This window comes from Pseudomonas sp. GL93 (assembly GCF_003408955.1).
Classification (GTDB): Bacteria; Pseudomonadota; Gammaproteobacteria; order Pseudomonadales; family Pseudomonadaceae; genus Aquipseudomonas; species Aquipseudomonas paracarnis.
Genome location: NZ_NKRF01000078.1, coordinates 195926 through 219107, shown reverse-complemented (window position 1 = coordinate 219107; position 23182 = coordinate 195926). Strand labels below are relative to the sequence as shown.

At 61.1% G+C, this 23182-nt stretch carries 20 protein-coding genes; 10 read left to right on the top strand and 10 right to left on the bottom strand.

Annotated features, from left to right (window positions below; translation table 11 throughout):
- The first annotated feature begins 4 nt into the window (after positions 1–4).
- The 3 genes from CER19_RS17210 (at position 5) to rlmF (ending at position 4697) form a co-directional block, all read left to right on the top strand.
- The gene (locus CER19_RS17210) at positions 5–385 is read left to right on the top strand and encodes a DNA polymerase III subunit chi (RefSeq protein WP_116667262.1); all 381 of its coding nucleotides are present in this window, start codon (positions 5–7) and stop codon (positions 383–385) included.
- Positions 386–595: 210 nt separating this feature from the next.
- Positions 596–3442, top strand: coding sequence for a valine--tRNA ligase (locus CER19_RS17205; protein ID WP_116667261.1), 2847 nt, complete (start codon positions 596–598; stop codon positions 3440–3442).
- A gap of 238 nt (positions 3443–3680) precedes the next feature.
- Positions 3681–4697 (top strand): 23S rRNA (adenine(1618)-N(6))-methyltransferase RlmF, encoded by a 1017-nt coding sequence (rlmF, locus tag CER19_RS17200; RefSeq protein WP_116667260.1) that lies wholly within the window; start codon positions 3681–3683, stop codon positions 4695–4697.
- 202 nt (positions 4698–4899) lie between these two features.
- Here the strand turns inward: rlmF and CER19_RS17195 are convergent, their stop codons facing one another.
- The gene (locus CER19_RS17195) at positions 4900–5181 is read right to left on the bottom strand and encodes an HU family DNA-binding protein (protein WP_003188840.1); all 282 of its coding nucleotides are present in this window, start codon (positions 5179–5181) and stop codon (positions 4900–4902) included.
- 397 nt (positions 5182–5578) lie between these two features.
- Between CER19_RS17195 and yejK the strand changes: the two genes are divergently transcribed.
- Together yejK and CER19_RS17185 are read left to right on the top strand one after the other, a co-directional pair.
- Positions 5579–6583, top strand: a complete 1005-nt coding sequence (yejK, locus tag CER19_RS17190; protein ID WP_014717069.1) for a nucleoid-associated protein YejK — start codon at positions 5579–5581, stop codon at positions 6581–6583.
- On the top strand, positions 6583–6933 hold the full coding sequence (locus tag CER19_RS17185) for a glutaredoxin family protein (protein WP_116667259.1): 351 nt from the start codon (positions 6583–6585) through the stop codon (positions 6931–6933). The genes yejK and CER19_RS17185 overlap by 1 nt, the downstream gene beginning before the upstream one ends.
- A 126-nt stretch (positions 6934–7059) precedes the next feature.
- On the opposite strand, the gene CER19_RS17180 is transcribed toward CER19_RS17185, so the two are convergent.
- From CER19_RS17180 to CER19_RS17155, 6 genes are all read right to left on the bottom strand, one after another.
- The gene (locus CER19_RS17180) at positions 7060–9300 is read right to left on the bottom strand and encodes a TonB-dependent receptor (RefSeq protein WP_116667258.1); all 2241 of its coding nucleotides are present in this window, start codon (positions 9298–9300) and stop codon (positions 7060–7062) included.
- A gap of 155 nt (positions 9301–9455) precedes the next feature.
- Positions 9456–10433 carry a FecR family protein gene (locus CER19_RS17175; protein ID WP_116667257.1) on the bottom strand — a complete coding sequence of 326 codons (978 nt, stop codon included), beginning with the start codon at positions 10431–10433 and terminating at the stop codon, positions 9456–9458.
- Positions 10430–11008: an RNA polymerase sigma factor gene (locus CER19_RS17170; protein ID WP_116667256.1), complete on the bottom strand. Its 579-nt coding sequence runs from the start codon at positions 11006–11008 to the stop codon at positions 10430–10432. The genes CER19_RS17175 and CER19_RS17170 overlap by 4 nt, the downstream gene beginning before the upstream one ends.
- Before the next feature lie 7 nt (positions 11009–11015).
- Complete coding sequence (locus tag CER19_RS17165) at positions 11016–11342, bottom strand: DUF3325 domain-containing protein (RefSeq protein WP_116667255.1); 327 nt, start codon at positions 11340–11342, stop codon at positions 11016–11018.
- Complete coding sequence (locus CER19_RS17160; RefSeq protein WP_116667254.1) at positions 11342–12916, bottom strand: PepSY domain-containing protein; 1575 nt, start codon at positions 12914–12916, stop codon at positions 11342–11344. Before CER19_RS17160 ends, CER19_RS17165 begins: the two co-directional genes overlap by 1 nt.
- Positions 12913–13215: a DUF3649 domain-containing protein gene (locus CER19_RS17155; protein ID WP_014717062.1), complete on the bottom strand. Its 303-nt coding sequence runs from the start codon at positions 13213–13215 to the stop codon at positions 12913–12915. The genes CER19_RS17160 and CER19_RS17155 overlap by 4 nt, the downstream gene beginning before the upstream one ends.
- A 171-nt stretch (positions 13216–13386) precedes the next feature.
- Between CER19_RS17155 and CER19_RS17150 the strand changes: the two genes are divergently transcribed.
- The 3 genes from CER19_RS17150 (at position 13387) to fecA (ending at position 17371) form a co-directional block, all read left to right on the top strand.
- Positions 13387–13875 carry a sigma-70 family RNA polymerase sigma factor gene (locus CER19_RS17150; RefSeq protein ID WP_116667294.1) on the top strand — a complete coding sequence of 163 codons (489 nt, stop codon included), beginning with the start codon at positions 13387–13389 and terminating at the stop codon, positions 13873–13875.
- On the top strand, positions 13872–14813 hold the full coding sequence (locus CER19_RS17145; protein WP_116667253.1) for a FecR domain-containing protein: 942 nt from the start codon (positions 13872–13874) through the stop codon (positions 14811–14813). Before CER19_RS17150 ends, CER19_RS17145 begins: the two co-directional genes overlap by 4 nt.
- 221 nt (positions 14814–15034) lie before the next feature.
- Positions 15035–17371, top strand: coding sequence for a TonB-dependent Fe(3+) dicitrate receptor FecA (gene fecA / locus CER19_RS17140; protein WP_116667252.1), 2337 nt, complete (start codon positions 15035–15037; stop codon positions 17369–17371).
- Between the two features lie 121 nt (positions 17372–17492).
- On the opposite strand, the gene CER19_RS17130 is transcribed toward fecA, so the two are convergent.
- Positions 17493–18365: a LysR family transcriptional regulator gene (locus CER19_RS17130; protein WP_116667250.1), complete on the bottom strand. Its 873-nt coding sequence runs from the start codon at positions 18363–18365 to the stop codon at positions 17493–17495.
- 104 nt (positions 18366–18469) lie between these two features.
- Between CER19_RS17130 and CER19_RS17125 the strand changes: the two genes are divergently transcribed.
- Entirely contained in the window at positions 18470–19981 is a 1512-nt protein-coding gene (locus tag CER19_RS17125) for an MFS transporter (protein WP_116667249.1), read from the top strand.
- A gap of 56 nt (positions 19982–20037) precedes the next feature.
- On the opposite strand, the gene CER19_RS17120 is transcribed toward CER19_RS17125, so the two are convergent.
- Both CER19_RS17120 and CER19_RS17115 read right to left on the bottom strand, forming a co-directional pair.
- Complete coding sequence (locus CER19_RS17120) at positions 20038–20448, bottom strand: HPF/RaiA family ribosome-associated protein (RefSeq protein WP_003188815.1); 411 nt, start codon at positions 20446–20448, stop codon at positions 20038–20040.
- 213 nt (positions 20449–20661) lie between these two features.
- Complete coding sequence (locus CER19_RS17115; protein ID WP_116667248.1) at positions 20662–21609, bottom strand: LysR substrate-binding domain-containing protein; 948 nt, start codon at positions 21607–21609, stop codon at positions 20662–20664.
- 137 nt (positions 21610–21746) lie between these two features.
- On the opposite strand from CER19_RS17115, the gene CER19_RS17110 reads away from it, so the two are divergent.
- Entirely contained in the window at positions 21747–23123 is a 1377-nt protein-coding gene (locus CER19_RS17110) for an L-serine ammonia-lyase (RefSeq protein ID WP_116667247.1), read from the top strand.
- Positions 23124–23182: the final 59 nt, after the last annotated feature.

The following is a 23182-nucleotide window of genomic DNA, read 5'->3' as shown; positions in this document are numbered from 1 at the left end:
CATGATGGACACTCCCAACCCGCTGAAAAAAGACGACCACCTGCTGGATGACCTGGAGTCGATCCGTCAGTTGCTGGGTGATGACAACCTGCAACCGCCGCTGCTGACCGAGACGGTCGAGGGTGAGGTACAGATTCCGCTGTTGTTCGACATGGTCGGCGGCAAGCCTGCCTCAGCCGCACCTGCGCCTGAGGTTGCAGAACCCGCCCCGGCCGCCGAAAAAGCCCCAGACGCGCTGCTGCTGCACCTGGACAACGAACTGCGCGCCGCCGCGCAATTGATCATGCAGGATGTGATCGATGACTTTGCGCCGCATATCGAGGCTGAGATCAAGCGTCGGATGGATGCGCGGATGGAGCGGTTGCTCAGCCAATACCAGAACTGAAGGTGCCCCCATCCCTGTGGGAGCTGGCTTGCCTGCGATGGCGGCGCATCAGTCGCCGAAAATGCTGACTGATGCGCCGCCATCGCAGGCAAGCCAGCTCCCACATTAATTCTGCATCGGTCTTAAACCGTCTTCACCTCGCCCTCGCCCCTATCCCCCGTTATACTTGCCGGCTTTCCTGAATAAATGCCAACTAGGGTCCCGCCGCGCATGGATAAGACCTACCAGCCCCACGCTATCGAAACTTCCTGGTACAACACTTGGGAGTCCGAGAACTATTTCGCCCCACAAGGTGCGGGCGACTCGTACACCATCATGATTCCACCACCGAACGTCACTGGCAGCCTGCACATGGGCCATGGCTTCAACAATGCGATCATGGATGCGTTGATCCGCTTCCGCCGCATGCAGGGTCGCGACACCCTGTGGCAACCGGGCACCGACCACGCCGGTATCGCCACCCAGATGCTGGTGGAACGCCAACTGGAAGCCACCGGCCAGAACCGTCACGACCTGGGTCGCGAAAAATTCCTGGAGAAAGTCTGGGAATGGAAAGACCAGTCCGGCGGCAATATCAGCCGTCAGATCCGTCGCCTGGGTTCGTCCGTAGACTGGAGCCGCGAGCGCTTCACCATGGACGACGGCCTGTCCGAAGCCGTAAAAGAAGCCTTCGTGCGCCTGCACGAAGACGGCCTGATCTACCGCGGCAAGCGCCTGGTCAACTGGGACACCAAGTTGCACACGGCCATTTCCGACCTCGAAGTGGAAAACCATGACGAGAAAGGCTTCCTGTGGAATCTCAAGTATCCGCTGGCCGACGGCGCCAAGACCGCTGAAGGCAACGACTATCTGATCGTCGCCACCACTCGTCCGGAAACCATGCTCGGTGACGCTGCCGTAGCGGTTAACCCCAATGATGAACGCTACCAGGCGCTGATCGGCAAGTTCGTTGAACTGCCATTGGTCGGCCGCCGTATCCCGATCATCGCGGACGACTATTGCGACCCTGAATTCGGCACCGGCTGCGTGAAAATCACCCCGGCCCACGATTTCAACGACTATGAAGTCGGCAAGCGCCACAACCTGCCGCTGCTGAACATCTTCGACAAAAATGCCGCCGTATTGCCAGCCTGCCAGGTGTTCAACCTGGACGGCACGCTCAACGACAGCATCGACGGCAAAATCCCGGCTGAATACGCAGGCCTCGACCGTTTTGAAGCGCGCAAGCAGATCGTTGCGGCCTTCGACGCGGCCGGCTTGCTGGTCAGCGTCGACGACCACGGCCTGAAAGTACCCAAGGGCGACCGCTCCGGCACCGTGATCGAGCCGTGGCTGACCGACCAGTGGTACGTGTCCACCAAGCCGCTGGCAGAACCTGCGATTGCCGCCGTGGAAGATGGCCGCATCCAGTTCGTGCCTAAACAGTACGAAAACATGTACTTCTCGTGGATGCGTGACATCCAGGATTGGTGCATCAGCCGTCAGCTGTGGTGGGGCCACCGTATTCCGGCCTGGTACGACGAATCGGGCAAGGTCTATGTAGGCCGTGACGAAGCCGAAGTGCGTGCCAAGCACAACCTCGGCGCGGACATCGCGCTGCAACAGGACAACGACGTACTGGACACCTGGTTCAGTTCAGGCCTGTGGACCTTCTCTACCCTGGGCTGGCCGCAGCAGACCGAGTTCCTGAAGAAATTCCACTCCACCGACGTGCTGGTCACCGGCTTCGATATCATTTTCTTCTGGGTTGCCCGGATGATCATGCTCACCATGCATTTGGTGAAAAACGAAGACGGCACCCCGCAGGTACCGTTCAAGACCGTGTACGTGCACGGCCTGGTACGCGACGGCCAGGGCCAGAAGATGTCCAAGTCCAAGGGCAACGTCCTGGACCCGCTGGATATCATCGACGGCATCGACCTGGAAACCCTGGTGCAGAAACGCACCTCGGGCCTGATGCAGCCGAAACTGGCGAAGAAGATCGAGAAGCAGACCCGCGACGAGTTCGCCGACGGCATCGCCAGCTACGGCACCGACGCCCTGCGCTTCACCTTCTGCTCGCTGGCCTCCACCGGTCGCGACATCAAGTTCGACATGGGCCGCGTCGAAGGCTATCGCAACTTCTGCAACAAGATCTGGAACGCGGCGCGCTACGTGCTGGACAAAGGCGAAGACTGCGGCCAGAACGGCGAAGCCTATGAGCTGAGCCTGGCGGATCGCTGGATCATCTCGCAGTTGCAGCGCACCGAAGCCGAAGTGACCCGCCAGCTCGACCAGTTCCGTTTCGACCTGGCCGCACAGGCCCTGTACGAGTTCATCTGGAACCAGTATTGCGACTGGTACCTGGAACTGTCCAAGCCGGTACTGTGGGACGAGAACGCGCCGGTCGAACGCCAGCGCGGCACCCGTCGCACCCTGGTGCGCGTGCTGGAAGTGGCGCTGCGCCTGGCGCACCCGTTCATGCCGTTCATCACCGAAGAAATCTGGCAGCGCCTGGCGCCGCTGGCCGGTATCGAAGGCAAGACCATCATGCTGCAACCTTGGCCAGTGGCCAACGAAGCACGCATCGATGAGGCCGCCGAAAGCGATATCGAATGGCTCAAGACCCTGATGCTCGGCACACGCAACATCCGCGCCGAGATGAACATTGGGCCGGGCAAGCCGCTGGCCGTGTTCGTCAAGAACGCCAGTGCCGAAGACCAGCGTCGCCTCAGCGAGAACGATGCGCTGCTCAAGAAGCTGGCCAAGCTGGAGTCGATCACCGTATTGGCTGCCGATGCCGAAGCACCGTTATCTGCCACCGCGTTGGTGGGCGATATGGAAGTGCTGGTGCCGATGGCCGGGCTGATCGACAAGGCTGCGGAACTTGCCCGTCTCGACAAGGAAATTGCGCGTCTGCAAGGTGAAGTGCAACGCGTAGGCGGCAAGCTGTCCAACGCGGCGTTCGTTGACAAGGCGCCAGCTGAAGTGATCGAGAAAGAACGCGCCAAGTTGGCCGAGGCTGAACAGGCCTTGGGCAAGCTGGCGGAGCAACATGCGCGGATTTCCAGCCTGTAAGGCTTGCGCCGTGTAAAAAAAGAGACCTTCGGGTCTCTTTTTTTGTCCAGAAAAACGACGCCATTTCCCAATCAAAACCCTACCCCGGTGGGAGCTGGCTTGCCTGCGATAGCATCACCTCGGTCTGCCTGATACACCCAGTCGCCTGCATCGCAGGCAAGCCAGCTCCCACATTTGACCGAGTTGTCTTGAGAATGTGTGACAATGCCCACCACATTGAGCCAACACCAGAATCATCATGACCGCCCCCACTACGCCCAAACCACCGCGCAAGAAGCCTAAAACCGCCGCCACGGCCAAACCCGTCGCGCCGCGCAAAGAGGCCACCCTGCACCCGCGCAACCGCCACACGGGCCGTTACGACTTCCCGGCGCTGATCAAGACCACGCCTGAACTGGCCAAATTCGTGATCATCAATCCCTACGGCAAAGAGAGCATAGATTTTGCCAGCCCGGATGCGGTGCGGGTGTTCAACCGGGCGTTGCTCAAGTCGTTCTATGGCATCCAGCATTGGGATATCCCGGCCGATTACCTGTGCCCGCCGGTACCGGGGCGTGCTGACTATGTGCATTTCCTCGCCGACCTGCTGGCCAGCGTCAACGACGGCAAGATCCCGCGGGGCTCGATCGTCAAGGTGCTGGACATCGGTATGGGCGCCAACTGCGTGTACCCGCTGATTGGCTATATGGAGTACCGCTGGAACTTCCTGGGCTCGGAGGTCGACCCGATCGCCGTGTCCGCCGCCAAGGCTATCGTGCAGTCCAACGACCTGAGCAAGGTCATCCAACTGCGCCAGCAACCCAACCCCAAGCAGATCCTGTTGGGCCTGCTGGAACCGGGTGAGCGCTTTGACCTTACGATGTGCAACCCGCCGTTCCATGCATCCATGGACGAAGCCACCAAAGGCAGCGAGCGTAAATGGCGCGCCTTGGGCAAGGCCGACCCGAAGCGCAAGTTGCCGGTCCTCAACTTCGGCGGCCAATCGGCCGAACTGTGGTGTGAAGGCGGCGAGGCGCGGTTTGTGACGCAGTTGATCGCCGAGAGCGCGCATTTTGCGCATAAAGTGCTGTGGTTCAGCACGCTGGTGTCCAAAGCCTCCAATTTGCCGGCGATTGAAACGGCATTGAAAAAAGCTGGCGTGCTGGAAAGCCAGGTGGTGGAGATGTCCCAGGGGCAGAAGCAGAGCCGCTTTGTGGCCTGGACCTTCCAGACCAAGAACGAGCAGCAGATCTGGCGCGAGCGCTGGGTTCGCTGACACCAACCTGTAGGAGCGAGCTTGCTGTGGCGAGGGAGCTTGCTCCCGTTCGACAGCGAAGCTGGCGTTGGCTTTTTGGGGGCTGCTGCGCAGCCCAGCGGGAGCAAGCTCCCTCGCCACAATAAACTCGCCACACAATAAAATCGCAGGCAATAAAAAACCGTGCCCGGATCACTCCGAAGCACGGTTTTTTTGCTGCGTCTTACTTGTTAACAGCGTCGGTCAGGCCTTTAGCCACAACCAGCTTGATAACTTTCTTGGCAGCGATTTCGATGGCAGCGCCAGTCGAAGGGTTACGGCCAGTACGGGCAGGACGCTCGGTCACTTTCAGTTTGCCAACGCCTGGCAGAGTGATTTCGCCGCCATTTTCCAGCTGATCAGCAACAACTTGGCTCAGTTGGTCCAGCAGAGCACGCACGGTAGTTTTCGGTGCGTCTACTGCTTCAGCCAGGTCAGCGATCAGTTGGTCTTTAGTAATAGCCATTGTGGTGTTCCTTCCCTATCAAATTCATATGGATTGCAGAGTGCAGTGTCAGCCGTCGAGCCCGACCGTCATGGCCTGGCATCCCCGGCCATAACCACGGAGATCGGGGTTATAGATGCTTGAAACGGGGATTGGTTCGACCTGACAAATGCTGAATGCACGCTTAACGCCGAGACTTGGCGTAAGACGGGGCAAAACTAGCACAGAGACGGGGAAATATCCGCCTCAACATACCCATTTGGTCAGCTTTATCGCTCTAAACCGTGAAAAAAAGGCATATGGCCAGTCGGAGGGCGGGCAAAATGCCGTTCGGGGCACGTCTTGACCAATGGGTGCGGTACACTGGGCGACTTTTCGGGGAGGCCAACCGCTCCCCCTTCAACCAGCCGAGAAGCCTATGCCGATCCGTCATTGCATCGTCCACCTGATCGACAAAAAACCCGACGGCACACCCGCAGTTCTTCACGCCCGCGACACGGAACTGGCCGAGTCCGCCGCCATCGAGAACATGCTTGCCGACCTCAACGAGAGCTACAACGCCAAACAAGGCAAGGCCTGGGGTTTCTTCCATGCCGAGTCCGGCGCGCACCCGTTCAGCGGCTGGTTGAAGGAATACTTTGACGGTGGCCAGGACTTCACCAGCTTCAGCCGCACGGCGGTAGAGCACCTGCAAAAGCTGATGGAGGAATCCAACCTCTCCACCGGCGGCCATGTGCTGTTTGCCCATTACCAGCAAGGCATGACCGACTACCTGGCCATCGCGCTGCTGCACCACAGCGAAGGCGTGGCGGTGACCGACGAGCTGGACGTGACGCCCTCGCGCCACCTGGACCTGGGCCAGTTGCACCTGGCAGCGCGTATCAACGTCTCCGAGTGGCAGAACAACAAGCAGTCCAAGCAGTACATCTCCTTCATCAAAGGCAAGAACGGCAAGAAGGTCTCGGAGTATTTCCGCGACTTTATCGGCTGCCAGGAAGGCGTGGATGGCCCGGGCGAAACCCGCACCCTGCTCAAGGCGTTCAGTGACTTCGTCGAAAGCGAAGACCTGCCCGACGAGTCCGCCCGCGAGAAAACCAAGACCCTGGTGGACTACGCCAGCAGCCAGGCCAAGCTCGGCGAACCCATGGGCCTGGAGGAGCTCTCCGGGCTGATCGATGAAGACCGGCCAAAAGCCTTCTACGACCACATCCGCAACAAGGATTACGGCCTGTCGCCGGAAATTCCGGCCGACAAACGCACCCTCAACCAGTTCCGCCGCTTCACCGGGCGCGCCGAGGGCCTGTCCATCAGCTTTGAAGCGCACCTGCTGGGCGACAAGATCGAGTACGACGAAGCCGCCGGCACCTTGATCATCAAGGGCCTGCCGACCCAACTGACCGACCAGCTCAAGCGCCGTAACTGATGCTGGGCGGGGTGCTCAAGAAAGTCCTGCTGGTGTTGCTGGTGGTGGTTGCGATCCAGAACTGGGGCAAGGTAGAGCGGCTGTTCAACCCGTCCCAGGTGGCGCCCGAGCACGTACGCGCCTCTGCGCGGGTGGTGCTCTATGCCACCGACTGGTGTGGGTACTGCAAGCAGATCCGGCGTTTTCTGGACCAGAAGGGTATCCCGTACCAGGCCGTCGATATCGAGCAGGATGCCCAGGCGCGCAAGGCGTATGAGGCGCTGGGCGGTGGCGGGATTCCATTTGTGGATGTGAACGGGACCTTGATTCGCGACTACAACCCCGAAGCAATCATGGCCGCCCTGAAGTAACACACCGCACAACCACTGTGGGAGCGGGCTTGCTCGCGAATGCGGTGTATCAGTCGCCTGATGCTTAGACTGAACCACCGCATTCGCGAGCAAGCCCGCTCCCACAGAATCTCATTTCACATTGGCTTAGAAGTTGGCTTCCAGAGACACCATCGCGGTGCGCTCTTCGCCGACGTTGTAATACGCCGTGCTTGCCCCCAGCCCGTTGACCGGCGCCGAGTTGAACGCCACGGTACGCGCCGAGCTCAAGTACTCCTTGTCGAACACGTTGAGCATCGAAAACCGCAGTGCCGCCGACTTGATGACCTTCTTATCCACCGGCAAATAAATACCCGCATTCAGGTCAAACACCGTACGGCCTTCGATCTTCTCCTTGTTGGTCAAATCGCCGTAGAAGCTGCCGACATATTTGCCTGCAATGTTGCCGTAAAACCGCGAATCGTCATACCCGAACACCAGGTTGAACATGTTTTCCGGCACGTTGGCCAATTGCTTGCCCGAGGTTGGTAGCAGCACGTTCTTGCTGAGCAGGTCGTCCTTCTGCTCAGACTGGGTGTAGGTATAGGACGCGTAGTAATTGAAGTTGTGCGGCAACAGGCCGCTCCATTCCAGCTCCAGGCCTTTGTTATCGACAGTACCGACGTTGAGCACCATGTAGTCACCGCTGGCGTCGGTGGTCGAGACCTGGCGATCCTTGAAGCTGATGTAGAACAGGGTCGCACTCAAAGCCATGTCGTCTTCGGTGTAGCGCCAGCCCAGTTCCTGGTTCCAGCTCAATTCGGACTTGAGGCTGACGGAGTCACCCTTGTTGTACAGCACGTAGTTGGGCGGCGTGCGCATATTGCGGGTGACGTTGTAGAACGCCTGGTTGCTTTCATCGACCTGGTACTTGGCGCTGAAGTTGGGCAGGAACTGGTGGTAGCGGGTGTTACGCTTTTCCGGCGTGTCGTACAGGCTGCCGAGGTTGTTGCCGTCACGCTCGACATATTGGTAGGCCACGCCGCCAACAAAACTCAGGTCCGGTGTGGCTTGCCAGTTATCCTGTACCCAGAGCTTCTGCGCGGGAGTGACGGTGTAGTAGTGGCGGCCCTGGACCGTAGCGCCGTTTTTGTCGACCACCTGGCCGCCGCTGTTGTAATCGCCCCACACATCGTCGGGGGCACCTTCGTTGTTAATGCCGATAAAGGGCTGGGTCTGGCGCTGGCGTGCGCGTTCGTACCAGTAGCCATAGTCCAGGCTGTGTTCTTCGTTGATGTCCCACTTCATTTTCGCCGTGAAGCCAGGGCGCCAGGTCTCGGTCCACGAAGGGCGGTAATAGTTGGCCGATTGCAGGTTACTCAGGTCGTAGTTGCCGGCCTTGTCGGACCTGGGCCCCAGGTTGGAAGCCGTCTGGCCGCTGAAGCTGCCACCGTTGGCCCAGTAGTAATACGGCGTGAGCGTCAGCGACAAATTGTCCTGCAGTTGCCAGCGTTGGGTCAGCGTGGCGTTGACGCTTTCGAACGGGTTGCGGTTGAGCTTGTAGGACGCCGACAGCAAACCGGCCTTGTACACCGGGCTTTGCGCGTAATCCTTACGCCGTCCTTCGGTGTCGAACTGCGCCTTGCTCAGGCTGTTGTAGTTGTAGTTTTCCTGCTTGTTGTACTTGATCGTGGCCAATGTGGAGTTGCCGTTATCCCCTTCGAACAGGCTGCTCCACTCGATTTTGTCGCTGCGCAGAGTGCCCTTGCCGCGCCATTTATCACCTTCCAGGTGGGATGCCGACACCCAGGTTTTCAGGCCACCCACATCCCCGGTGTTCGCTCGCACGAAGGTCTTGCGCAGGGCGTTGGCACCGACGATCTGTTTGGCGAAAACCCCGGCGTCCTTGGTCGGACGAACGGTGATCATGCCAATGTTGCCCCCGCTGGAGCCGATGTGCGGGCCGTCGGCCTCGGAGGAACCTTGGGTGGCGAACACTTCGGCCAAGTTTTCCGGGTCGCCCAGTTGATTGGAGTACACACTGTAGTTGCCCGAGTCGTTGATCGGCACGCCGTCCACCGACACGCCGACCTGGTCGGAACTCATGCCCCGCATGGTAAAACTGGTGCCACTGGTGCCGCTGGCGTCATCACTGGAAACGTTGATGCCCGGCGTGTACTTGAGCTTGTCGATGGCGTTGGCGGTGGCCGACATTTCGTCCATGGCTTGCTTGGTCACCGTCGAGCGTGCCTTGGCACTTTCTTCGAGAATCATGTGGCCGCTGCCAAGGGTTTGCTTGCCGGCGATATTCACCGAGCCTACATCCTGGGCATCATCGGCCAAAACCAGCGGCGCAAAGCCGCCCAGGCCCGATGCGAGGAGCAGGGCATAAAGAGTGTTGTGGTTCACGTGTAGATCCCTTACTGACATTGTTGTGTTGTATGGGGCAGATGCGAGCTTCCTGACCACTTGTTCAGGAACCCAGGGATGATCCACGGCACGTGTAACCGTTTGGTGACAGGTTTTGGCGATTGCGATGAAGGTTCGATGAAGGCGCTGCGGGCCTAGCGCACCACTATCATGCGGCCCAACAGGCTGTGCTGTTCAAAACCCAACACCGCTTGCAAGGCGTTCAAGACCGCTATGGGGTCCTGGCTCGGAAAGCTGCCGCTGACGCGTTTGGCGGCCATGTCTTCGTTAAGCAAAAGAATTCGACCGGGGTAATAACGCCTCAGGTCCTCGACCACATCGGCCAGGGGGGCCTTGTAGTAGTTGAGCCAACCTTCGCGCCAGGCCAGGCGTGAGGCGCTGTCGACCCCATGCAAAGGGTCGGCAATACCATCGGCGTAGGCCACTTGCTGGCCCGCTGTCAGCACCTGTTGCTGGCCGTGTTTGGAGGGCGTCACGCCTACACGGCCGGACAACACAGTGACCTCGGCGCCGTCAGGTTGCAGGCGCACTTCGAACTGCGTACCCAGTACTCGCGTTTCACCGCCGCTCGCCTCCACCACGAAGGGTTGGCCGGTGTGGGTCACGCTGAAAAACCCTGCACCACGGCGCAGTTGGATGTGCCGTTCGCGCTGGCTGAAATCCACGGCGATGGCGCTGTCGGCGTCGAGGGTGACCTTGGATTGATCGGCCAGGGTGAAGGTCTTTACCTCACCCGGCGCCGTCACATAATCGGCGCCCCACTCATCGACCCAGCGTGACGGCTGCCAACCGGCGCCCATCGACACCATTAGCAGCAGGCAGGCGGCGACGGCCAAGGCACCAGACCAACGCGCTACCCGGGAGCGTTTGGAGGCGTTGATCGTATTGAGGTAGCCCTGCAAGGCGAGCGCGTCCTCATCGGCCAGTTGGCGCGCCGGTACTTCGCTTAATTCCCAGAGCACCTGGGCTTGGGAGTACGCCTCAACGTGTGCGGGATCTGCACGTAACCAGCGGCTGAACGTGGCCTGGTCGCCGCTGCTGGGCTGGTCATGCAGCAGGCACAACCAATCGAGTGCGGCCTGCTCCTGGGCGGGCGTTGGCGTGACGTTCACGGGGCTTTCCCTGGCATGCGTGGAGGCGATGGTTCGCGAAGGCTGGCCTTGCAGGCTTCGAGGGCGCGCATCATATGTTTTTCCACCGCGCTTTGGGACAGGCCCATGGCCTTGGCGATTTCGGCGTACTTGCGGCCGTGGATGCGGTTAAGCAGGAAAATCTGGCGGGTGCGTTCGGGCAAGCTGCGCAAGGCGGCTTCCACATGGCGCAGATCATTGCCCGCCTCCAGCGCTGCCTGGGGTTCGCAGCCTTGGTGGTCGGATTGTTCCGGCAGCCAGCCTTCGTTGCTGCGTGCTCGCGCGCCTTCGCTGCGCAGGTGGTCGATGGCGATGTTGCCGGCGCAGCGAAGCAGGTAGGTGCTCAGCTCTTCGACCTGCACCAGCGGGCGACGCCAGAAGCGCAGGAACAAATCCTGCACCAGGTCGGCTGCCGTGGCACGGCACCCGACGCGGCGGCTGACCAACGCCTCCATTTGCGAGCGCTGGGACAAAAACACCTGCAGGAAATGCGCGCGTCCACCCGCTGCATCCGCGTGCGGAGTGTCCTGAGGAGATTGCGGTGGGTTGATCCTCATGGCCGGCTCAAGAGAGGGCGAACGCCGCAACAGGGCTGGCCAACAGGGCGAGCCCCGCGAGGATCAAGGCCAGCCTTGGCCGATACGGCAACAGCAACACCAGTAGCAACGCGCTGAGCATCAACACCGCGCACCACTCCACCAGGCCCTGGCTCCAACCGGCGCCCAACACCGCCGGCCAGATCGACACGGCCAGCAGCAACCAGCCCCCCACCCGCAACCCCAAGCGCCGCATGGGCGTGGGTTTGCTGTGCAGCAATTCGCCGTGGTGACGGTCGGTGGACAAACACAGTGCCATGAACCCGGCGTAGCACATCAATAGCGTCAGAAGCATCAGTTGGCCTGCTGCTTGAGTGTTAACCCGCGGGCACGCTCAGCCTTGGGTAGCGGCGCGCTGCGGTGGTGCATCTTCCAGGCTGCCCAGGCGAGAAACATGCCACTGGTCAGGCACGTCAGGTCGAAGCCGGCCATAGCCCAGTCGCCGCTCGGCACGGAGACGCCCAAGTGGTGCGAGGTGGTGATGGCGTTAAGCAGTGGAATGGCGGCAAACAACAGCGCGCCGAAGCTCAGTTGCTCGACCCAACCCTGGCGACCGCGCCGCAGCAAGGCGTGCAACAGGCTCAGGCCCCAGGCGATAAAGAACGCCTGCACTTCCCAGTCGGAACGCGCGGAGAAGCTCACTGGCAACAGGCGGTTGGCCCAGAAAAACGCCGCGATGGCGATCATCAATCCGGACATGCTGGCAATATTCAGCACCTCCACCAGACGCAGCTCAAAGGGCATCACCGAGGCCTTGGCGTGTTTGAGCTGGCGTTTGCCCAGCCAGATCACCAGGCCTGTGCCGATCATCGCCGTGCCCGCCAGGCCGCAGATAAAGTACAGCCAGCGCAGCACCGGGCCGGCGAAATGGCCCATGTGCAAACCATAGAAACTGCCACCGATGGCCGTCGCCAATGACGGCTCGGCACTGTCTCGCAACAGCTCGCCAGTGGTGCCGCTGAACGACAACGTATTGCCCGAGGCATGCACTACGCTGTCGGAGCCGGCGCGGAACACATTGACCGAGGCGCTGGCATCGCCGGGGTTGTTGACCGCCACCCGCCCTACATGACCACCCGCCCACTGCTCCCGCGCCTGCTGGTACAGCGGCAATAACGGCAGCAACTGCCCTGGCTGGCCAAGGGCCGGCGCATTGTTGGTGTTGGGAAACAGCTCATTGAAAAACGCCCGGCTGTCGTCGCCATAGGACGCCACGATGGGCGCAGGCATGACCATGCTCATGAAAATCACCAGGCTGCTGTAGGTGATCATCAGGTGAAATGGCAGCACCAGCACACCCACCGCGTTGTGCCCGTCCAGCCAGGAGCGCTGGCCTTTGCGTGGGCGGAAGGTGAAGAAGTCCTTGAAGATTTTCTTGTGGGTGATGATGCCGGTGATCAGCGCGACGAACATCACCATGGCGGCGATGGTCGACAGCCAGCGGCCCCACGGGTAAGGCATTTGCAGTTGGAAGTGGAAACGATAGAAGAACTCGCCGCCCTTGCTTTCGCGGGCCTGCACCGGTTGGCCGGTGACCGGGTCGAGGACTTTCTGGATGAAGGTACCGCGCTTGCCGGGCTCGACCTTGTCTTGCCACATCACCGACAAACCGGGATCGCGGCGGGTCGGCAAGGTAATGAACCAGCGTGCGGCGGTAGGCGCCTGCTGTTGCAGATAGCTTTGCGCGACGGCGAGGCTGCGCCCATCGTCCAGGGGGTGGGCCTGCACTTCGGGCTGCATCCAGTGGGTTATTTCATCTTTGAAATAGGCCAGGGTGCCGGTCAGGAAAATCGCGAACAGCAGCCAGCCGAAGATCAAGCCTGCCCAGGTGTGCAGCCAGGCCATGGCCTGGCGAAAGCCCTCTTTCATGTGCGAGCCATCCAGAAACCAATGCCGGCCAGGGTGGCCAACAGTGCGCTCGGCACCATCACCCCTGCCCAGGCGCGCCATGCCGTGCGGCAGGCAAAACACCAGAGCACCGCCAGCAGGTAAAATACAAAGGAACTCATCATGCCGGTGACCACCGCATCGGCACGGGAGGTGGGCAGCCAGAGCGCCAGGCAAATGGCGGCCAGGGAGGCCATCAGGTAACCGCCAATCACCGCCGCCAGCACGCGCGAGGTGACGGCGAGGCGGTAGGAAACGGGCAATGAGGTTTTGCTTTTCATGCGGCAGGCGCCTGGTTCATCAGCGCGCAATATTAATGATAAATATTCTCATAAGCAAAAGAGAACGGATGAATCACCCTCCTTGGCCGATTGCCGAACCCTGTCATGCGCCCTACAATGCGAACAATTCTTGTTCTCTAAAGCATATCGAATGCTTGCGGAGTGATCGCGTTGCAGCCGTCCAATCCCGTCGAAGTGTTGTACAACGACCATCACCACTGGCTCACCGGCTGGTTGCGACGCAAGCTCGGCTGCCCGGAAAACGCCGCCGACCTGGCTCAGGACACCTTTATCCGCGTGCTCAGTGCCCGGGAAGCGCCAACACTGATCGAGCCGCGCGCCTTCCTCACCACCGTGGCCAAGCGCGTGCTGTTCAACTTCTACCGTCGCCAGGACCTGGAGCGCGCCTACCTCGAGACCTTGGCGCAGATGCCCGAACACGTGGCGCCGTCAGAAGAAGACCGCGCAATCATCCTGCAGACCCTGCTGGAACTGGACCAACTGCTCGACGGCTTGCCTAAGCAGGTCAAACGCGCCTTCCTGCTGGCCCAACTCGATGGCCTGACCTACGCGCAAATCGGCTCGCAACTGGGCATCTCCATCGCCACCGTCAAACGCCACCTGATCAAAGCGGCCATGCGCTGCTACTTCGCCCTATGAACGTCTCCAGCCAAGTCGCCGAACAAGCCGTGCACTGGTTGCTGGAAATGCAGCAAGGCGCGCTCAACCCGCGCCAGCAGGCGGCCTGGCAGCAATGGTTGAATGCCCACAGCGAACACCAACGCGCCTGGGAGCAGATCCAGCGCGTCAACCAACGCCTGCGCGGCGTGCCCTCGCCCCTGGCCCACGCGGCGTTGAATGCGCCCACCTCCAGCAGCCGGCGTCAGGCGCTTAAGTTGCTGTTGATCCTGGGTGCCGGTTCGGCTGCCGCCTGGAGCCTGCGCCAGCAACATATCCTGCCGCCGCTGACGGCTGACTATCGCAGCCCGGTGGGCCAGCGCCGCTCAGTACAACTGGCCGACGGCAGCCAGTTGCAGCTCAACACCGGCAGCGCTGTGGATGTGCATTTCGACGGCCAGCAGCGCCTGGTGCGCCTGCTTGAAGGTGAAATCCTGCTCACCGCCCGCGCAGGCCAGGCGCCGTTGCACGTGCTGACCGGCCAGGGCCTGCTCAGCAGCCAGGCGGCGCGCTTGACTGTGCGCCAGTTCAACGACCACACCCAACTGGCGGTACTGGCCGGCCAGGTCGAGGTGATGCCCAACCGCTACAACGGCCTGCCGCTGAGCGTCGACGCCGCGCACCAAGTCAATTTCACCCGCAAAGGCTGGGACACCCCACGCCCCACCGACGCCAACAGCGGCGCCTGGGCCGACGGCATGCTGGTGGCCGCACACATGCGCCTCGAAGACTTCCTCAATGAACTGGGACGCTACCGTCGCGGCCAGCTCCATTGCGATCCACAAGTCGCCAACCTGCTGCTGTCCGGCAGCTACCCGCTGGACGACAGCGAACGCATCCTCGACCTGCTGGAAATCAGCCTGCCGGTGAAAGTGCGGCGCTTTACGCGCTATTGGGTGACCGTGCAGGCACGGGCGTAATGCACCGCGCTTTTTGTAGAAGCGAGCTTGCTCGCGAAAAACCTCAACCCACCGCGTTAAACCAGACAACCCGCATTATCGTTGACGACTTTCGCGAGCAAGCTCGCTCCTACAGTGGGCAGTGAGCTCGAAATATTTTTTGCAGCTGTGAGCCGTTTTCCGCACCTGGCGTGACAGAGAAGGAAAGCCCCCTTGATCCTTCCTTCTCAGGACCGCCCTTCATGCCCCAGCACCCGACGCTTCTCGCCCGTACACTGCGCCAACTCCTGCTCGGTGCCAGCCTCAGCCTGACCGCACTGCCGGCGGTGATGGCGGCCGACGCCAAGGCGTACCACATCGCGCCGACCACCCTGGAAGCGGCCCTGAATCAATTCGGTCGCGAAGCCGGCGTGCTGGTGTCCTTCGGCTCCGCCGTGACGGCCGGTATGCAAAGCCCTGGGTTGTCGGGCAACTACAGCGCTGCCGAGGGCTTGCAAAAACTACTGGAAGGCACCGGCCTGCAAGCCCGGGCCGAGGGTGATAACGCCTACAGCCTGCAACCGGCCGGCGCACCCGCTACCCTGGAGCTGCAGACCTCCAACGTGGTCGGCGACTGGCTCGGTGACGCGGCGCAAACCAACGTGTTCGAACACCCCGGCGCCCGTGATGTGATCCGCCGCGAAGAATTCGAACGCCAGGGCGCCACCCAGGCCCGCGATGTGCTCAACCGCATCCCCGGCGTCAACGCCCCGGATAACAATGGCACCGGTAGCCACGACATGGCGCTGAACTTCGGCATTCGCGGGCTCAACCCGCGCCTGGCGTCGCGCTCCACCGTGCTGATGGATGGCATCCCGGTGCCCTTCGCGCCTTACGGCCAGCCGCAACTCTCCTTTGCGCCGATCAGCACGGGCAACATGGACGCGGTGGATGTGGTACGCGGCGGCGGTGCGGTGCGCTATGGCCCGCAAAACGTGGGCGGCATTGTCAACTTCGTCACCCGTGCCATCCCGGATGCGCCGACGGTCAAGGGTGGCTTGCAGACCGAGACCAGCCCCTCCTCCAGCCACGACGGCTTCAAGACCACCGGCAACCTGCTGGCTGGCGGCACCGCCGACAATGGCTTGGGTGGCGCGCTGCTGTACTCCGGCACCCGCGGCGGCGACTGGCGCGAAAACAGCAACACGCGCATCGACGACCTGATCCTCAAGGGCAAATACCAGTTGGACGACGCCAACAGCTTTAACGCCATGGCACAGTACTACGAAGGCCAGGCCGACATGCCGGGCGGTTTGAACGTCAAGGACTACAAGGCTGATCCGTACCAGTCCACCCGCCCCTACGACAAGTTCTGGGGCCGCCGCACCCTGTTCAATGTGGGCTATCGCTACGAGCAGGACCGCCGCGAATTCACGGTCAACAGTTTCTTCACCAAGACCCTGCGCAGCGGTTACCTGGACCAGGGCAGTTTCCTGTCGCTGTCGCCACGGGAATATTGGGTACGCGGCCTGGAGACGCGCTTCGCCCAGGGCTTCGACCTCGGTCCCACCAGCCATGAAGTGGGTGTGGGCTACCGCTACATCAATGAAGCCGGCCACGAACTGCGCTACCGCACGCCGATTACCGCCAACCAGCAAATCCCCACCACCAACAGCCGCAACGACCGCGACACGCGCGGCGGCACCGAAGCCAATGCGTTCTTCATCGACGACCGCATCGACATCGGCAAGTGGACCATCACTCCAGGCATTCGCTACGAGATGATCGAGTCCCAGCAGACCAACAACCTGAGCAACGTCAAATACAAGGGCGACTACAACACTGCCCTGCCGGCGCTGAATGTGCTTTACCACCTCACCGACGACTGGAACCTGTACGCCAACACCGAAGGCTCGTTCGGCAGCGTGCAATACAGCCAGATGCCCAACCGCGTGAACAGCGGCGAAGTGAAACCGGAAAAAGCCCGCACCTGGGAACTCGGCACGCGCTATGACAACGGCAACCTGCGTGCGGAAATCGGTGCGTTCCTGATCAACTTCGACAACCAGTACGACAGCAACCAGACCAACGACACCGTGATCGCCCGCGGTGAAACGCGTCACCAAGGCATCGAGTCGAGCATCAACTATGCCCTCGACGGCCTGAGCCCGGCGCTGGCAGGGTTTGATGTGTACGCCACTTACGCCTATGTGGACGCGACCATCCGCGAAGACGGCCCGAACAAAGGCAACCGTGTGCCCTTCTCCTCCAAGCACAAAGGCACCCTCGGCGTGGGTTACACCGAAGGCCCGTGGAAGCTCAACCTCGACAGCAGCTACCAGAGCAGCCAGTTCGCCGACAACGCCAACACCCAGGCCGAAAGTGCCGACGGTGCCAATGGACGCATTCCCGGCTACATGCTGTTCAGCAGCCGCGCAGCCTATGACTTCGGCCCGCAGTTGTCGGATTTGAATGTGGCGGTGGGGGTGAAGAACATCTTCAACAAGCAGTACTACACCCGCTCGTTCGACGACAACAACAAGGGCAAGTACGTGGGTGAGCCGCGCACGGTGTACGTGCAAACCTCTATCGCGTTCTGACTGCATTTTGTAGGAGCGAGCTTGCTCACGAAAAACTCACAGGCGCCGTGTTCATTCAGCAAGCACGCGTTATCGTTGACGTTTTTCGCGAGCAAGCTCGCTCCTACAGATGATTTTCAGGCTAGCTACCCGCAAGGCAACTCGGGGTGGCGGCCACCAACGCGTCAATGGCACACCGCGTCTTGGCCGGCATATGCGCCGCCGTCGGCCAGATCACATGGATCGGCGCAGGTTGCTCACGGTAGCTGGGCAGCACGGCTTGCAACTGCCCACGCAGTGCATAGTGGGCAATCAACCAACTCGGCAACCAGGCCAGGCCCACGCCCGCGATAGCGGCATCGGCTACCGCCTGGAGGTCGTCCACGATCAAGGGCGAAGCCAGGCGCGAGCGCTGCGCGGTGTTGCTGCGGTAGGCAATGCCACGATGAGCGGCCAGGTCTTCGATACTGTCAATATCACCCTTGCGCTGCAAATACGCCGGTGACGCCGCCAGCCCCATGGCCTGCTGACCCAGGCGGCGGGCACTCAGGCGGTCGGTGTCCGGCAACGGGCCGATGCGCACGGCCATATCGAAGCCTTCCTGCACCAAGTCGATCATGCGGTCGGAAAAACACATATCGATTTCCAGTTCCGGATAACGATCCAGCAAGGCCCATAACGCCGGCGCGGCATAATGATGACCAAACGCCAGGGGCACGCTCACTCGCAAACGCCCGCGGGGTTGCTGGCGGCCGCTTTCCAGCACGGACTCGGCCGCCTCCAGCTCCGCCAAGGCACGCAAGCAATGCTCGTAGTACGCCTGGCCGTCCTCAGTCAACCGCTGGCGCCGGGTAGAACGCTGTAACAGGCAAGTGCCCAGGCGGGCCTCCAGGCGCGCCAGGCCCTTGCCCACCGCCGAGCGCGTGAGGTTCAGGCGCTCGGCGGCTTCGGTGAGGTTGCCGCTTTCAACAATTTGCAGAAAGAGTTCGACACCATCAAAACGTGGGGTAGCCATGCTTAATTGTCGCCCTATATTCCCTTATTCTTGGAAAAGTTGTCGCCAATAAAGAACCTTATTCCCGAGAGAATAGCCTCTCCCGCTCTCGAAAGGAATGTCGTATGCCCCGCGCCGCCGCACTCTCGGCCCTCACTCCCCCGCGCACCGCCAGGAACGGCCTGGCCCTCACCGCCGTCTGCCTGGTGGCCCTGATGTTCGGCCTGGAAATCTCCAGCGTGCCGGTCATCCTGCCGACGCTGGAACAGGAACTGGGCACGGGCTTTCAAGACGCCCAATGGATCATGAATGCCTACACCCTGGCCTGCACCAGTGTGCTGATGGCGGCGGGGACCTTGGCAGATCGCTTCGGTCGTCGGCGTGTGCTGGTGGTGTGTCTGTGGGTATTCGCCCTGGCCTCGCTGGCCTGTGGCTTGGCCAACGATGCGCCGACACTGATCGCAGCGCGGTTCGTCCAGGGCATTGGCGCCGGGGCCATGATGATTTGCCAGTTCGCGATCTTGTCCCATCAGTTCCGCGAACCGGCGGCGCGTGCGCGGGCGTTTGCGATATGGGGCGTGATCGCTGGCGTGGGCCTGGGTTTCGGCCCGATGGTGGGAGCCTTGATCCTGGCCGTGGCGGACTGGCGCTGGGTGTTCCTGGTGCATGTACCGCTGACCCTGTTTACCTTGGTGTTGTTGCACGTCAGCGTGCAGGAGTCCCGCGACCCGGCCAGCCACCGCCTCGACATTGCCGGCATGCTGATCATGACACTCACGGTGTTTGCGCTGGTCTATTTCATCACCCAGGGCAGCGAAATCGGCTTTAGCACCCCGGCGATGCTCGGCTGGGCCGGCCTGTCGGTCTTCGGGCTGCTGCTGTTTATCTTGATTGAGCGGCGCAGCGCCCATCCGATGTTCGACTTCTCGGTGTTCCGCATCCAACGTTTCAATGGCGCGTTGATGGGCTCGATCGGCATGAACTTCAGCTTCTGGCCGTTCATGATTTACCTGCCGTTGTACTTCCAGGCAGGGCTGGGCTACGACACGCTGACCACCGGCGCCGCCTTGCTCGCCTACACCTTGCCCACTTTGCTGGTGCCGCCACTGGCCGAGCGCCTGGCCCTGCGTTTTGGCGCCGAACGCATCATTCCCCTGGGCCTGGGGACAATGGGCACAGGGTTCATGGGGATGGCCGCCGTTAATTACGCCGAACAGCCCAGCACGGCGCTGGTGCTGCTCAGTTGCGTGATAGCCGGTATCGGACTGGCGTTGACCAATTCGCCGACCACCAACACCACCACCGGGTCCGTCTCGAATGACCGCGCAGGCATGGCCTCGGGCATCGACTTCAGCGCACGGCTGATCACCCTGGCAGTCAATATCGCGCTGATGGGCCTGGTGCTGTTGTTGGGGATCAGCCACAACCTGGCCCATGTGCTGCCTGACAGCACGGCATTGGAGTGGGCAAGCCTCAGCCAGCATATTGCTGCCGGCAAGCTGAATGCGCCGGGGCTGACCGTTCTGGATGCGCAAACAACACTACGCAGCGGCGCCGGCTGGGCCATGCTGTTTGCGGGGTTGGGCGCCTGCGGGCTGGCGATGCTGAGCCGGCATTTCTTCCGGCGCGAGCGCTGAACGAAAAACGGGCCTGCATGTGCAGGCCCGTTTTCAGTGGGGGAATGAAAAAACAATCAGCCGTTAATGGCAGCGTTTTCGTTTTCCAGGAATTCCTCTTCCAACGCGTCTTCATTCACTTTGTTGATTGGCTGGTTTTTACCGGCAGCGCGCGGCTTGCCTTGCAGTTTGCCAAACAGATGTTCCAGTGCGTGGTCAAGCTTGACTGCGGCGCCATCGATCGCCTGTTCCAGCGTATCGGCTTTATGGCACACAGAAACTGGTTGGTGGCCCTTTGGCCGTGCTTCCAGACGGCAACTCAAATCGTGAGGGCCGGGCTTGTCGCCGTTCTCGTCCCGCAGGTAGACCTCTACACGGGTCAGGTCTTCTTCGTAGCGTTCGAGCGTGCTCTCAATGGTAGTACGTACCCACTCCTCCAGTCGGATGCTGCTTTCAATATGGTTATCGCTATTGACTTGGATTTGCATAGTTCTTCCCTTATTTCAGCTAGCTCGCCAGAGGTCACAAACTGCAACACCGGGGTGGTGAAACCATGACCTCTTGATTACACAATTGAGCACCTGCTGAAACAATTCAAGTCCTTTGCAAAGATAAATCCCACATTACAAATTAACCCTGACGACGAGCAAAAACGCTGTTAGGGTGGGGAGTTAGTTACCTCTTCTTACGCCCTGCCAAACTCACAATTGCTCCTCTCCCAACGGGTGCAATCCGCGAAAAACCCCCGCTTCCTCCACCAGCCAATCATGCACCGCACGCACGCCCGGATGGTTCAACGCGCCCGGCGCATACAGCAGTACATAGCGTTTATGGTTGGGCACCGCCAGGCCGAACGGCACGATCAAGGTGCCGCGCTCCAGTTCATCGTTCAGCAAGGTGCGCCGCGCAATCGCCACGCCCATGCCGGCGATGGCGGCTTCGATGGTCAGGTGGTTACGGTTGAAGGTGTGCCCGCGCCGCACGTCGGCACCGTGGTAGCCGATAGCATTGAGGTAAAACTCCCACTCGGCATATTCATAACTCCCACGCCAGGCCGTGATGTCGTGCAGCAGCGGGAAATGGGCCAGGTCCGCCGGGCCATGCAAGGGCGGGCGGCCACGCAACAGGCTGGGGGCGCACACCGGGAATATCTGTTCATCCAACAGGGCTGTGGATAACAACCCTGGGTAGCTGCCGTCGTTCAGGTCGATGGCCAGGTCGAAGTCGCCTTCATGCAGGGCGATGCTGCTGTCTTCGGCGACCATGCGCAGTTGAATGTCTGGAAAACGCTGCTGAAAACGCGGCAGACGCGGGGTCAGCCATTTGCCCAGAAACGAGGGGATCGAACGCAGGCGCAAGGTGCCGCTGATCATCCCGGCGTCCAGGCGCTGCAACTCTGCATCAATGCTGCCGTAGGCCTCACCTACCACGGCCGCCAGGCGCTGCCCCTCGGCGCTGAGTTCTACCCCCCGCGCACGCCGATGAAACAGCCGAAAGCCCAGGCGCTCCTCCAACTGGCGAATTTGTTGGCTCACCGCTCCCGGCGTGATGTGCAGTTCCTCGGCGCAGCGGGTGAACGATAGATGCCGCGCGGCACAGGAAAACACATGCAGCCAGACATAGGTCTGGCCATGGAGGGGGCGACTCATAGCGTTTAGTCCTGCTAAAGGGTGTCTTAGGATAATTCGTTGGTCAGTACCGATCCAGAGGCTCAGTATCGCGCCAATTCCGCCTGCTCTACAAAACATGGCAGCGATTTCTACTCCATTGCTTGTAAGGCTTTAGCATGGCTATCAGTGTTTTCGATCTATTCAAGGTGGGTATCGGCCCTTCCAGCTCCCACACCGTCGGCCCGATGCGCGCTGCCGCGACGTTCGCCCAAGCCCTGACCGACCAGCATGTGCTCAGCCAAACCCGTCGCGTAGAAGTGCGCCTGTATGGCTCGCTGTCCGCTACCGGCGTCGGCCATGCCACCGACCGCGCCTGTGTCATGGGCCTGATGGGCGAATGGCCAGACCGCGTCGACCCCACCTCGATCAACGGGCGTATCCAGCAATTACTCGAGTCCGGCCGGCTGTTGCTGGCCGGCCAACAGGAGATTGCCTTCAACTGGCATACCGATCTGTTGCTGCTGGACGAAAGCCTGCCTTACCACCCTAACGCCATGTCCCTGCATGCCTATGGCGACAGCGGCCTGCTGAGCGAACAAACCTATTACTCGGTGGGCGGTGGTTTTATTATCGAAGCCGCCGAAGCCGCATCAGGCATTGCGCCCACCAGCGATGTGCAATTGCCCTATGACTTTTCCAGCGCCGTGGAACTGCTGGCCTTGTGCAACAAGCACGGCCTGCGGGTATCCGAGCTGATGATGGCCAATGAGCGGGCGTGGCGCAGCGACGAAGAGATCCGCAGCGGCCTGCTGCATATCTGGTCGGTGATGCGCGAATGCGTGGAACAGGGCCTGCGCGATGAAGGCATCCTGCCCGGTGGCCTGGATGTGCCCCGTCGCGCCGCGAAGTTGCACCGCAGCCTGCTGGAAATCGGCAAGCCCAACGTGATCACCTCGACCTTGTCGGCGATGGAATGGGTCAACCTGTTCGCCCTCGCCGTCAACGAAGAAAACGCCGCTGGCGGGCGCATGGTCACCGCACCGACCAATGGCGCGGCCGGGATCATCCCCGCCGTGCTGCACTACTACATGAAGTTCAACGCGGACGCGTCTGACGACGATGTGGTCAATTTCTTCCTCGCCGCCGCCGCCGTCGGCATCCTCTGCAAGAAAAACGCCTCCATCTCCGGCGCCGAAGTCGGCTGCCAGGGCGAAGTAGGTTCGGCCTGCGCCATGGCCGCTGCCGGCTTGGCCGATATTCTCGGCGCCACCCCGGAGCAACTGGAAAACGCCGCCGAAATCGGCCTGGAACACAACCTCGGCCTGACCTGCGACCCGGTCGGTGGCCTGGTGCAGGTGCCGTGCATCGAGCGCAATGCCATTGCGGCGGTCAAGGCGATCAACGCCACGCAGATGGCCCTGCGCGGCGACGGCAAACACTTCATCTCCCTCGACCGGGTAATCCGCACCATGCGCGATACCGGCGCCGATATGCATGACAAATACAAAGAAACTTCACGGGGCGGCCTGGCGGTCAGCTGGGTGGAGTGCTGATCGGAGCACTGCTACCCGCCCCAACGTGAGCCCGCGCAAAAATAATAACGAGGCAATAC